10 protein-coding genes are annotated in these 13,307 nt (G+C 43.0%); 4 read left to right on the top strand and 6 right to left on the bottom strand.

Translation table 11 applies throughout. The features are described 5' to 3' along the window. Positions 1-3: 3 nt before the first annotated feature. The 4 genes from CA600_RS21575 to CA600_RS21560 all read right to left on the bottom strand — a co-directional run bounded on the left by CA600_RS21575 (position 4) and on the right by CA600_RS21560 (position 5,538). The gene (locus CA600_RS21575; protein ID WP_094872784.1) at positions 4-1,842 is read right to left on the bottom strand and encodes a sensor histidine kinase; all 1,839 of its coding nucleotides are present in this window, start codon (positions 1,840-1,842) and stop codon (positions 4-6) included. Between the two features lie 146 nt (positions 1,843-1,988). Then, a complete protein-coding gene (locus CA600_RS21570; RefSeq protein ID WP_094872782.1) occupies positions 1,989-3,650 on the bottom strand; it encodes an extracellular solute-binding protein in 1,662 nt (553 codons plus the stop codon). Positions 3,651-3,715: 65 nt separating this feature from the next. Continuing rightward, positions 3,716-4,600, bottom strand: coding sequence for a carbohydrate ABC transporter permease (locus tag CA600_RS21565; RefSeq protein ID WP_094872780.1), 885 nt, complete (start codon positions 4,598-4,600; stop codon positions 3,716-3,718). Positions 4,601-4,617: 17 nt separating this feature from the next. Further along, a complete protein-coding gene (locus CA600_RS21560; protein WP_094872777.1) occupies positions 4,618-5,538 on the bottom strand; it encodes an ABC transporter permease in 921 nt (306 codons plus the stop codon). A gap of 148 nt (positions 5,539-5,686) precedes the next feature. Here CA600_RS21560 and CA600_RS21555 point away from each other — a divergent pair, with 148 nt between their 5' ends. Further along, positions 5,687-6,430: a glycoside hydrolase family 16 protein gene (locus CA600_RS21555; protein ID WP_094872775.1), complete on the top strand. Its 744-nt coding sequence runs from the start codon at positions 5,687-5,689 to the stop codon at positions 6,428-6,430. A gap of 161 nt (positions 6,431-6,591) precedes the next feature. Here CA600_RS21555 and CA600_RS21550 read toward each other — a convergent pair whose 3' ends face one another. Both CA600_RS21550 and CA600_RS21545 read right to left on the bottom strand, forming a co-directional pair. Next, the gene (locus tag CA600_RS21550) at positions 6,592-8,154 is read right to left on the bottom strand and encodes an MFS transporter (RefSeq protein ID WP_094872773.1); all 1,563 of its coding nucleotides are present in this window, start codon (positions 8,152-8,154) and stop codon (positions 6,592-6,594) included. Positions 8,155-8,221: 67 nt separating this feature from the next. Continuing rightward, entirely contained in the window at positions 8,222-8,551 is a 330-nt protein-coding gene (locus tag CA600_RS21545; protein WP_094872771.1) for an ArsR/SmtB family transcription factor, read from the bottom strand. A 256-nt stretch (positions 8,552-8,807) separates the two neighbouring features. On the opposite strand from CA600_RS21545, the gene CA600_RS21540 reads away from it, so the two are divergent. The 3 genes from CA600_RS21540 (at position 8,808) to CA600_RS21530 (ending at position 13,158) form a co-directional block, all read left to right on the top strand. Further along, complete coding sequence (locus tag CA600_RS21540) at positions 8,808-9,656, top strand: AraC family transcriptional regulator (RefSeq protein ID WP_094872769.1); 849 nt, start codon at positions 8,808-8,810, stop codon at positions 9,654-9,656. 467 nt (positions 9,657-10,123) lie between these two features. Then, positions 10,124-10,669, top strand: a complete 546-nt coding sequence (locus CA600_RS21535) for a cupin domain-containing protein (protein WP_094872767.1) — start codon at positions 10,124-10,126, stop codon at positions 10,667-10,669. 542 nt (positions 10,670-11,211) lie between these two features. Further along, positions 11,212-13,158, top strand: a complete 1,947-nt coding sequence (locus CA600_RS21530) for a BglG family transcription antiterminator (protein WP_094872765.1) — start codon at positions 11,212-11,214, stop codon at positions 13,156-13,158. Positions 13,159-13,307 lie beyond the last annotated feature (149 nt).

Here is a 13,307-nt window from a genome sequence, read left to right as displayed (position 1 = left end):
ACACTACCATCCTCCAAGATTCACATTTTCCCAAGGCAAACGTATGGTTACACAGGTGTAGGCACCTTGCACACTGTCAATCCAAAGACCGCAGCCCTTGCCATAATGAAGCTGTATGCGTTTATGCACGTTCTCCAGGCCCAGTCCGTTTTTGCTGGTAACAATCGGTGAATCCGTGTCGCCCAGCAGCACAGCTTGCAAACTGTACAGCATTTCCGGGTCAACACCTGCACCATCATCTCGTATCTTTATTAGCAAAAGGCGGTCATTCTCTACAGATACGGTAATTTCGATGTTTACACTGCCTCCCGAAGGGGCTGCGTGATGAACGGCATTTTCGACGATGGGCTGCATGCACATTTTCGGAATTGTATAACGCAGCACCTCTAGGGGGAGATCCGCCATCAATACAATATTGCCGCCCTCCATAAAGTTTATGAAGCGGATATAGCTGTGGATGTTGGCAAGTTCATCGCTAAGGGAAACCGTATCGCTGCGCCACTGCATGCTGTAACGCAGTTGTGAACCGAGAGACACTAACGCATCGGCGATTGCCGGCTGTCGTTGAACCTCTGCGAGCATACGAATAGATTCCAGCGCGTTATATAAAAAATGTGAATTGATCTGTGAATGCAGGGAGTGCAGTTGTGCATTTTTGGCAACCAGTTGCTTATCTACCACCTGGGTCATCAGATGTTTGATCTCGTCTAACATGTTATTGTAGCTGACGGCCACTTCGTCAATTTCGTCACCGGTTTCGTTCGCCCCGAGACCGGTATCGATTTTTGCATCCAGTTGGCCTTGCCGCACCTTGCGCATAGAAATCAGAACCCTGTCCAGCCGCCTAAATATCCGCCGGGTAGTATGTGATACGAGCAGTAACATCAGTAGCAGAACACATAATGTGATCGCTACAACAAATAGATACCAGCTCCGCGGGCCTTTCATCAGTGCCTGATGAGAGGCAATATCCACGACATAAGCGTTCAAAGGGGCAATGTAGCGATACAAAGCGTAGTAAGTCTGGTCGCCGACCTCGACCTTAATAGGGCTACTCTGCTGAATGACATCCAGCCGCTGATGAATACTGCCCAGAATTTTATCCAACTCCTCACCGGCAGTTTGAGCAAAGACATGCTCAGGATTGTATACAGATCGGGAAGGGGTGGTTCCGTCCATCACTACAGAAAAGAAATCTCCCCCGCTATCCTCAAGCAGGTCACTGAAAAAGACGTTATGCTGGGCGCGAATTTCCATAATGGTAGGGCGTTTCTGCTGCTGTCCCTGAAGGCGTACCAGCCGGTAATAGGATAATGTATGGTCGCCATCCTTGAAAGCAAATAAGCGGTATGCCGCACCGCCTTCCTCCCGAAGGGTCACCCAGTAGTCCTGCGGCTGAAACTTGTCATAATGGTAGATTTCAGGCCAAATCTCAAAAAGGTTTGGATTATCGACATAGAAACTGAGCTCACTGATCATCTCGTGGCTTTGAATGATATTATGCATTTGCTCAAATTGATTTTGTCTAAATTTCACAAGACGCAGGCCATCCCCACGCATATTGGAGTGAATAAAATCTACAAATGCCTTTTGATTCAGCGCAGTAGAGGAAGCGTTCTCAATAATACCCATTCTGCTGCGTAGCTGTTCATTAAGTCGTGAAACATGACTGCTGCCGGTGGCCATAGCGTCCTTGTATAGCTGGCTTTCCTGCGTGCGGATAAATAAAAAGGATACCACAATCGCAGGAATGGCAATCATCATACTGAAGGCCAAAAATAATTTTTTGGATATGCGGGAATTGCGGTAAAGCTTTTTCATTTTAGTCAGCAAATATTTCATTTAATAGCCTCCTACCCTTGTAATATACCATATATTACAAATCGTCTGGTAGGGAACCAGGCTGACTCGCCAATGGGGAGAATCCGCTAAAAAGGGAATACCGACCACCCTTTCGGTGGCCGGCAGTAATCTTAATATGGGCATTATTACTCTGCCATTTTGGACTTTCGCACATCCAGTTCAGCTTGGCGGAATTCCATCACCTTGTCAAAGCTATAACTCTCGCGGCGGTCAAGGAAATTCTCGAAGATTTTATCGAATTCTGCCTCATTTTTAGCTGTAATCAGCTCAGGCAGCACTTCCTCCCAGTTTTGAGAAATACGCGACCAGGCTACCGATACATCAGAATCGCCTTGTGGATCTAAGCCCTTGTAGATACCACTGTCAATATCAGCCCGTTGGTTGGCGAAGTCCTCCATTTGCTTAAGAACAGGGGCTTTCTCGGGTCTCCACTGGTTGATGATTACAGGGTTTCGCATCATCCAATAGGTATCCATGATGCCATATTCTTTCTCCATTTTCTCAATATCATTTTCGAGTAATTGTACCATTTCAGGCTTCAGCTGTGGTTTGCCGTCTACCGTTTCCCATGTTTCGCCTTCCTTGCCAAGGAATACATCGCGCTGGCCTTCTTCGCTGGCCAGATAGGTCAAAAAGCGGATGGCCCGTTCAGGGTTTTCGGTGGATTTGCTAATCATCGTTACCATCCAGCCGTCCATGTTACCAGGGAATAGCTTAGGGTCATCCCCTTTGCTGTTCTTTGGGCCATCAACTGCGATGTAGTAAGAATCCGGATTTCCACTTGCAGCCAGCATAGGATTGACAGCCGCCATCCCAGTCCACTCGCGAACCATCATGAAATAACGTGCATTGTTCGTTTTTTCCTCGACCTGAGTGTCGGAATCTACCAGAAAGTCTACATTAATCAGCCCGCGCTCGTATGCCGTGCGGAAGGTTTTTAACCAGGTAATATAATCGGGATCAGTCATGCGGTCGTATACTTTTCCGTCTTTCTCCTGCGGGACGGCCAGTAAATTCTGCAGATATTCGGTCATCCCGTAAGGGACATTCCCTTGCGCAAAGAAGGGGCTGATAGGTTGGCCTTTATACTGTGAATACTTATCCTTCACTAATTGCAATGCACCTAGAAAGCCCTCTGGCGTGCTAAGATCCGGGCTGCCCATCTCTTCATACAGATCCTTCCGCACCAGGAAAGTCTGGTTGGCGGCTGTCATTCCGGTTTCATGCATCAGGTTGGGGCTGTAGGAATCATTCGGAACACCATAGGTATTTCCATTTTCCTGACGATACCATTTCAGTGTGCCATCGCCGGCGACCTTGAAGAAGTAAGGATCATACTTGTCAGCCAATTCATTCAAGGCATAGACATGATCGCCTTCCCATAGCTTTTTGACAGCCGTTTCCCATGAACCCATCGAGATCAAGTCTGGCAGCTTGCCGGAGGTCATCATCAGGGTAATATGCTCGTTCGCTTCGCCGGAGGGTACTTCTAACTTGATGTTGACACCTGTTTTTTCCGTTACATACTTGGAGACCAAGCTGTCTCCCCAAGTGTGGGCGTACCAGTTAGCGCCTACAAACCAAGTTAGATCTACAGGGCTGGTGTCGAGCTTCCATGCCGGTTCATCGGGATTGAGCGTTGCTTCGCTTGGCGGCGGGGATGTACTGTCCGTGGGTTGTGGTGATGGTTTGTTATTGGCTGAATTGTTGCTACAAGCGGCCGTGCCTAGTGTCAGAATTACGGCCAGAACGAGGGTCAAGCCTGGCTTGATCAGATTGCGTTTCATCACATAATCATCCTTTCTCTGCTGCTTCTGAATTTTTTAAAATATCCGTTTCGAGACCTATGCACTTATCCCTTAATGGCGCCAATCATCACCCCTTTGACCAGATAGCGTTGGATAAAGGGGTAGACTACGAGAATTGGTAATGTGGCTACCATCATGGATGCAAATTTGATAGAGTTGCCGGGCAGCCTAGCGCCGAATTGTGCCATCGCTTGCTGCTGCATGAAAGACATGGAATTCTCTGCAATAATTTTGTACAACATGGTCTGCAGTGGAAGTAACTCTTGCGAGCGAATATAGATGACGCCCTGGTAATAATCATTCCAATGATAGACCGCTGAAAAAAGCGATATGGTCGCAATAACCGCCATGCTGTTGGGCAATACAATTCTGAACAGAACGCCATAGTCTGAAGCACCGTCTACCTTCGCAGATTCCTCCAGGCTATCGGGAATGGTGCGGAAGAAGCTCATAAAAATGACCATATTAAAAAAAGTGTACATGGAAGGAATTATAAATACCCAAAAATTATCATATAAACCCAGCTTTGTCATCAGAATAAACGTAGGGATCAGACCACCTGAGAACAGCATTGTAACCAGTGCGATTTTGAGATACACTTTGCGGCCGATTAGATTAGACTTGCTCATTCCGTAAGCTATAACAGCGGTAAAGAATACATGCATCGCTGTTCCGAGTACCGTGCGCAGCGTGGTGATGTAAAAACCGTTCATCATCGTCTTATCATTGAATACAACACTATAGCTGGCCAGTGATAATTCTTTGGGAAACCAGTTGACGGTGCCCAGTGATGCCTGCTGCGGCGCATTAAGTGAGTTAATGAATACAAACCACATCGGGTAGAGCGTTAAAAAACAAACCGCCAGCATCAGCAGGGTATTGCAGACTTCAAATACTCCAATTTGCTGAAACCTTTTGCGTCTTTCCATACCTCTGTTCTCCCCCTTTAAAAAATGCTGTCGCCGGTTAGTTTTTTGGATGAGTGATTAGCCAAAAATAACAAACCTAGCGCTACAATAGAGCGGGCGAACAGGACGGCTGTTGAGAAAGAATGGCGCCCGGAGACCAACCCCATATTATAGATATACAAGTCCAGGCTTTCCGCCATCTTCATGTTCATGTTGTTCTTCAACATAAAAATCTGCTCAAAGTTACTGCCGAGTATCCCGCTGACCGCGAGGATGAACAAAATAGCGATGGTGGGGCGTATGCTCTGAATGGTGATATGCCACATACGCTGCCGTCGATTTGCGCCATCCAGCTCGGCCGCTTCGTACAGTCCCGGATCAATCCCGGATATTGCTGCTATGTAGATAATGGCGCTCCAACCCGTTTCTTTTAACGTGTCGGTGAAATAGGTAATCCACCAAAAGTACTTAGGGTCGCTGTTAAACAGGATTTGACGATCCTGGAATCCGATTGCCATCATCAACTGATTGATCACACCGCCCTCACCCAGCCAATTGAGTGCAATGCCACCAAAAATCGTCCAGGCAATAAAGTGCGGCAGGTACGAAATGGTTTGTACCGTTCGCTTAAATCGAAGACCCCGTATTTCATTGAGCATTAAAGCAAACAAGATCGGAATGGGAAAACCCAAGATCAGCTTGATGCTGCTCATCCCCAGGGTATTGCGGATCGAACGCCAAAATCGATCATCCGTCAAAAAATCGTGAAAATGCTTCAACCCCGCAAACGGTGATTCTAGTAAGGGTTTGGCGATGCTGTAGTCCATAAATGCAATAATGAGCCAAAACATGGGGAGATAACAAAAGATAAACATCCAGAGGATTCCCGGGACAACCATGCTTTGCAACTGCCACTGTTTAACAAGCGCTTTCATTTGTTCCGTTCTGTATTGGAACATGTACCGTACCCCCTTTCTATTTCATCGTATGAAAAAGCGCATAGGAAAAAAAGCCCAGGATTATCGACCCTATCCCATTTTTTTAGATTTGTTTGACCAGGCGCAAAATTTAAGTATGCTGTGATTAAATGAAGGGAGTGTGCGAAGAATGAACAAGCTCGTATGGGAACAGAATTTCTTAGATAGAAATGCCGATTTGAAGCTATGGAATCTCCGCCTTGGCAACGATTTGTTAGATAATGATGGCAAGCCCATAGACCCAGGTTGGGGCAACGGTGAGCAGCAGTATTATACAGATCAGGCCAACAATCTATATACCGATGAGTTTGGCTTAAATCTATGTGCACGCAGCGAATCCATCGAAAAGGATGGACGGCATTTTGCATATACCTCAGCCCGTTTGGATACAAAGGACCATTTTTCCTTTTGCTATGGAAAGTTAGTTGTGCGTGCAAAGCTGCCGGTAGGACAGGGAATATGGCCTGCCATCTGGCTGCTTCCGCAGGAACAAGCTTACGGTTCTTGGCCGGCTTCTGGTGAGATAGATATTATGGAGGCCAAAGGCCGCTTGCCTAAGCAAATATCCGGAACGCTGCACTACGGGAAGGATTGGGAACATCAAATCGTGGAGGAGTTCACACACCAGTTCGAGAGCGGAACCATTAATGAATTTCATGAGTATGCACTGGAATGGGATGCAGGTTCAATTCGATGGCTGGTAGATGGACATTGCTTTGCAGAACGTCGCCAAGAGCCGGGCGTGATGCCCTTTGATGAACCCTTTTATCTGGTGCTTAACCTTGCGGTGGGCGGCTGGTATGACAATGTGGCGGTGGACGAGGCTGCACTGCCAGCGGTGATGACGATTTCAGGGATATGGCTGTATCAATAATGAAGACAAATAGCTATTTGGGACTCAATAACGATCCAAAGAAAGGTCCATCCCACAAGGGATGGACCTAGAGCTTGCTGTTACAGACAGCGCGGTGAACCGTATCGCGCATGCTGGTACCGCAGAAAGTTGATCTGAATGTAATAACTGGTGAAAAAAGATTAATTCCCGTTCTGTGTATTCTTGTTGTCTTTAATCAAAATTACACTCACCAATGTACCCATTAATAAGAAGATACCAATTAATAGTGTTACATTTTGCATACCAGAATTAAAAGCATTAAAAACGATCTTCTTCATTTCATCAAAAGCCGGCATAACTTTAAATGCTTCAGCTTGCTTGCTATCAAAAATTTGTGAACCTGCAAAAGCTCCAGCTTTATGGAAAATAGCCAGCATTTGATTTCTAAACTCGCTAGGAATATTGGCTAAATTCATGATGTTATTATTCAACGAATCGTTATAACCTTCTGTTAACTTAATTCCTAGCATTACAACACCAAAGGAGATACCCACTTGTCTAAAGACATTTAAGATACCAGAAGCCATACCTACATACTCTTTATCAACTGAACTCATAGCAGCATTTGTAATAGGTGGATTGACTAGAGCATTGCTTATACCTAAAAGAATAAAACCAGGCATTAGATAGCTCCATTCAAACGGAGCTTTGATCATATAACGCATAACAAATATTCCGATTGCACCGATAAATAGTGCTCCACTGACTAACCAACGATTACCAATTTTTCCTGAGATAATTCCCGCAATAGGACCAAGAACGATCGTAAAACCAGTAATGAGCAGCATTTTTACACCTGTATCAAAAGCTGAATAACCCATGTAGTTTTGCATAAGAATGGTTAAGTAAGTAAAACCTCCGTATAGTCCAGCACCTAATACAAAAGCCGCGATATTAGCACCATTAAATGACCAATTTCTAAAAATGGATAATTCAATCATTGGTTGTTTCACTTTTCTTTCGGTAACGATAAATGCTATAAGCAAAATGAGTGAAAATCCAAGTAGACTTAAAATGTGCCAATCAGTCCATGCGTAATCTCCATGCACCGACTTTTGAATTAAGGCCAAAATCATCGTAAAAATCATAGCTGTGCTGAAAATCAGCCCAAGGATATCAATTCTTTCATTCTTGTTGGTTTCACTTTCTTTAATAACAAACATTCCTAATAAAATGGCTGCAATCCCAACAGGAATATTAACTAGAAAAATAGATCGCCAACCAAAACTATCAACCAATGCCCCACCGATCAAAGGACCACCGGCAATAGCAAGTCCTACGGCACTACTCCAAATACCTAGTGCAAGTCCTCTTTGTTTTTCGGGAAATGAAGAAGTAACTATCGTTAATGATAATGACATCATAGCTGCTCCACCAATTCCTTGAAATCCTCGAAAGATATTTAACCAAATATCACTGTTTGCTAATCCACTGGCTAAAGAGCCAATTACAATAATACCCAATCCTAATAAAAATACTTTTTTACGTCCGATAATGTCCCCTAATTTTGAAACTGGCAACAACATTGCAGCATAAACTAAAGTATAGGCATTCAACACCCATTGCAGATTTGAAAAATTCGCTGAAAAAGCTTGTTGTATTTCTGGTAATGCAACATTAACAATTGTAATATCTAACATAGCCATAAATACGGCTAAACTAACCGTGGCTAAAACTAACCATTTCCTTTTTGATTGTATCAAAATAAAACCTCCTTTGATGTATATGTGCGCACAAATGCATATAAATATTAAAATAAAAAGCACTACATTATTTCAAATTCAGGAGTGCTTTCATATTGTTGGCTGTTTGTTCAAATTTATCTACAATGAAATTATTATTAGTTTTGTAATAAACTTCTCGCCCTTCTTTTCTCCTTTGAACTATTCCGAAACGACTCATGAAGTCAAGATGCCGAGAAATAACTGAACGATTCTGTGGAAAATATTCTGCAATACCACCGATTGTCATTTCACCATTTACAGAAAGGAAAACCAATAACTCACTCCGCACGGGATCAAATACTGCTCGGAAAAACTCAATGTCAATATTGTCTTCTATCAGCTTTTTACATTTATTTGAATCAAGATTTAATCCCATAGCTCTGCCCCCTAAAGTTATTATATGCATACATGTGCACATGTCAATGTTTTTTTAAGATGAAGTTTGAAATACCGATAAATATGATTATGCACTATTTTAGGATAATAATAAAAGTCAATGATCCAATCAAGCCCTCATGGATTGTGAACCGTATCATAAGTTGGGCAAGTTTTTTACTGACTTTTTCGTGCAGCAAATGCACGGCATTTATTTCTTATCTGCACTAAACTTTATCTCGAAGGGAGGGAATGCGATGGATTGGCTGGAGAGAATGAACAGCGCCATGGAATATATAGAAACAAATCTAGCAGACAAAATCTCATATGATGACATAGCGCAGATCGCGTGTTGTTCTAGTTATCATTTTCAACGAATGTTTCCATTTATTACAGGAATAACGTTATCTGAGTACATTCGACGCCGACGGTTGACATTGGCGGCTTTTGAGCTGCAGACAACAAAAATAAAGGTTATTGATGTAGCTATGAAATACGGATATGATTCTCCGGAAGCGTTCGCACGAGCGTTTAAGAATCTTCATGGGATAGTACCCATATCTGCGCGCGATAAAGGTGTTTCTCTAAAAGCCTATCCTCGGATGTCCTTTCATATTTCTATAAAAGGAGATGTCGAGATGAATTACCGAATTGAACAAAGAGGGCCTTTTGAGCTGTTCGGAGTGTATGGTCTAATTAATTCGGACATGAAAACAGCGTTCTCAGAAGTTCCTCAATTTCGTGGAAAATGTGATGATGATGGCAGTGTTGATCTTATGAACGAAATATTAGGACGTTTTGGTGACACCGTATTGCATGCTGCCTTATATGATCATACAGGAGAATCTTTCAAGTATATGATTTGTTACAATTTACCTAAGGGGCTTGAAATTCCAGAGAGATTTACAAAGCTTTCTGTCCCGGCATTAACATGGGCCATTTTCCCGGAGCCGCAATGTGATCTGCAAAAACTGTGGGAACGAATATACTCCGAGTGGTTTCCAACATCTGAATATGAGCAGGTTGATGGCCCTAGTTTCGAAATGTATTATGGCATGGCAGTGAATGTTACAGGGGAAATCTGGATACCCGTAAAGAAAAAATAACTTTTTTACTGAAGAGAAATGTAGATATGTGTTAACGAAGATGATAATTGAACAACGCTAGCTCAATGAAAGGGCCATCCTGCAAAGGATGGTCCTAAAACTTTTGTAAATTGTAGTCAAGGTTACAGACTGATCATCTTAAATGATGTAACAATAGAACGGGATAACAATGTAATAGCAGAACGATTTGATTGGCGGTAACGATACTAATGAAGATGGTGGCTCAAAAAAGTAACTAGAGATACAGCAGCATCATATAAGACTATTAAATAATTTGCCTAACAATATGGGGTAACAAACTTATGGTCATTTTTATTACATAAAAATCCATATTGTCACATGACAAAGTGATGACAACACTCACTACTCGACAATTTATATATTCTCTATTATTGAAAGAATTGAGGCTTAAGGTACAGACCTTTGAGTTCACTTTATTAATGATTAACGAAAGGGAGTGAGTGTGTATGGAACAAACTGTAACGAATCGAGTTACGGGCGAACAAATTACATTTATAGAAACGGCAAAGGATACGAACGGAGAATATTTATTAATTGAAGTTGCGCTCCCCTCAAATGGCAAAGGTCCACCATTACATATTCATGACCGTTTTGAAGAAGAATTTGAAGTGATTTCTGGCAAGCTCACGGTAACATTAGGCAAAACGGACCACATTCTAATAGCGGAAGAACGTCGTACGGCCCCTCTTAAAACACCACATACCTTTAAGAATAATCACAACGAGCCTGTTGTATTCCGTGTTCGATTAACACCACCAAGCCAGTTCGAGCAGTCTGTTCGAATTCATTATGGGCTAATGGAGGATGGTCTAACAGATGCAAAGGGTAATCCAAAATTGCTCGCACACACCGCTTTAGTGTTGTCACTACAAAACACACTAATCGTTGGCATTCCACTTTGGATACAGCGTACTATCTTTGGGCTAATTGTTAAACGTGCTCATAAAAGGGGGCTATATGAAAAACTAGAAAAGTATACAGGGAGACCTTAAGCTCTCTATTGGCAGTTAATCTGATGCGCCTTGGACAATTACACTGGATATGAGTGCAGGCACGACTTCTTGATTTTCCGTTGGACATAGAATAACGAGTCAATAAATACGACACCGATATGGAAATCAAATTGACAATCTATTTTTACCACAAGAAATAATTACTGGAGTAAACAAAGGCACCCCAACGGGTGTTTTTTGTTTCCTAATGATACGAATACCTACAATATTTGCGAAAAAGTTCGTTGATTAGCTTGAGTAATGCTAACTAGTGGAAGTTTAAGCTGAGCAAAGTTACAAATTAGATTCTGGATAATCTTCATGACCATTTCACCCGTCAACTGCGAAGGCCTAGCTTCTATTTTTGATTTTTTTGTAGTAAGCTCTATAATTATGCTGTTTATTTCAGTAAAGATAGAGCTTGAAGAGGCTGAATCTGATTATGGAACGGTTCAGTTCAGGTTGATAAACTAATCATTAATTAATGGGGAGAATCCCTGCTCTTGTACCTCACTAAAACATGATGGAAGCAGGGAGATCTGATGAATAATAGGCAAAAAGAGATTTTTCGCATTTTATTAACAGAATCGAACCGATTATTGTTAGTGCAGAATCTAGCTGATGAGATCAACTGCTCAGAGAAAACCATTCGGAGCGATCTGAAAATCATAGAAGAATATATTGGAAGGTACTCAAATACAAGCTTGGTGAAAAGGCCGGGACGGGGTATTTATCTGGAGATTGACGAAGCCGATCAGGCTGATTTATTCCACCGTCTTTATGCGGAAGAAAGCTCGGCTAGACATGAATCCGACGAGGAAAGAGTTCTGCATCTCGCTTACCGGCTGCTGATGGATGCCAAGCCCGTAGCCATTCAGGACTTAGCGTCGCAGTATTTTGTGAACAAAGCAGTTATTCGTAAAGATGTAGAGAAAATTGAGGCGTGGTTGAAACCCTTTAATCTAGCCTTGATCTCCAAGCAGAGAGTTGGCCTTGCAATTGAAGGCTCCGAAAAAAACAAAAGGACGGCGCTGGTGCGCTTGGACCAGTTGATAGACAGCTCGGAGTTGACGGGACAGATGATGATGAAACAGTTTGAACAGCACGAGATTGCTGGCGTATACAATGAATTAAGGGCATTGCAAAAGCGGCATTCGCTTTATTACACAGATGAAGCCTTTGAAAGTCTAATGCTACATATTTTGCTGATGGTCAAACGAACCAAACTTAAACAGCCGATCTCTCTCTCCGATCAAGAAATTGTTTTTTTGCAGGAAAAAGCGGAATTTACATGGGCCGAGGAGTTTTTGCTGCGGTTGAAACGGCTGTTTGCCGTGTCTTTCCCCAGCAATGAAGCGGCTTATTTAGCATTGCGCCTACTTGGCGGGAAATTCCGCTATCGTCAGGATAGTGAGGGTTCTAGTAGGGACGATTTGGCGGACAGGCAGCCTCTCTTACAGGGTATTGTCGAGCAGCTGACGCACCGGATGTCTGTGCTCAACATGATTCAATTTTCCCAAGATCAGGTACTGATGAATGGTTTGAAAGTTCATTTATATACTACCCTGAACCGTCTTGATTACGGTCTAGCCGTGTCCAATCCGATGCTGTCCGAGATCAAGAAAATGTATCCCTTTATGTTTGACCGGGTCATTGTGGCACTGGAAGAGATGGGTGAATCGCTTCATTTATCCATTCCCGAAGAAGAAGCGGCCTATCTGACGCTGCATTTCCAGGCATCTGTTGAAAGGCTTCATCAAGGCCAAAGTCATCCCAAAAAGGTGATTATCGTATGTCACATGGGCATTGGCATGTCCCAGCTGCTTCGAACGAAAATTGAACGTAGATTTCCGTCTGTGTATGTGGAAGCATCAATGGCCAAAGCGGAAGTCCATGACTATCTAGCAATCCATAAAGTTGATCTTGTCATTTCTACCGTCGCTCTTTCGGGGCTGAAGATCCCACATATACTTGTCTCCCCCTTGTTGGAGGCTAGAGACGAGCGAAAGCTGGAAAATGAAATTAAACAGCTTGATGAACCAAACAACAGACAAGAATCTATTTTTTTGAAGTACACATCCCCATTTCTGGTCTTTCTCCAGCAAGACGTACAGCACCCAGACCAGATTATATCTAAGCTGGGACAAGTATTGATGGACAAGGGATATGCGGAGGCAGGTTATGCGGAAAGCGCTCTGGGGAGAGAAATAATGTCATCTACAACTATAGGTGGAGGGATTGCCATTCCGCATGGTAGCCCTCAATTGATCAAACAATCGGTGATTGCAATCGCCACCTTAAAGCAGCCACTCCTCTGGGAAACTGAAAAAGTGGAGCTCGTGTTTATGCTTGCATTAAAAAGTGAAGAACGGGAAGAAGCGAGGCAGTTGTTTAAGGAATTGTCCCTGATCAGTGAGCGTCCGGCTTTTGTCACTGCTTTGTCCAAGGAAACTGACGTGATGAAATTTCTGAGCAGACTGAAAGGCTAAATTAAATAGGCTTTACACACGAAAAAGCGTGACCTATTAATATCGTTTTATTTTTTTGACAATAATAAATTTAGTTTTTCCGGAAGCTACGGTAAAACTTCAATCTGATAAGAGTATGTTTGGCGTTTATACTATGAATGTAAGCGGAA

Source organism: Paenibacillus sp. VTT E-133280 (assembly GCF_002264385.1).
In the GTDB taxonomy this organism is placed as follows: domain Bacteria; phylum Bacillota; class Bacilli; order Paenibacillales; family Paenibacillaceae; genus Paenibacillus_AQ; species Paenibacillus_AQ nitricinens.
This window is presented reverse-complemented; position numbering and strand designations above follow the sequence as displayed.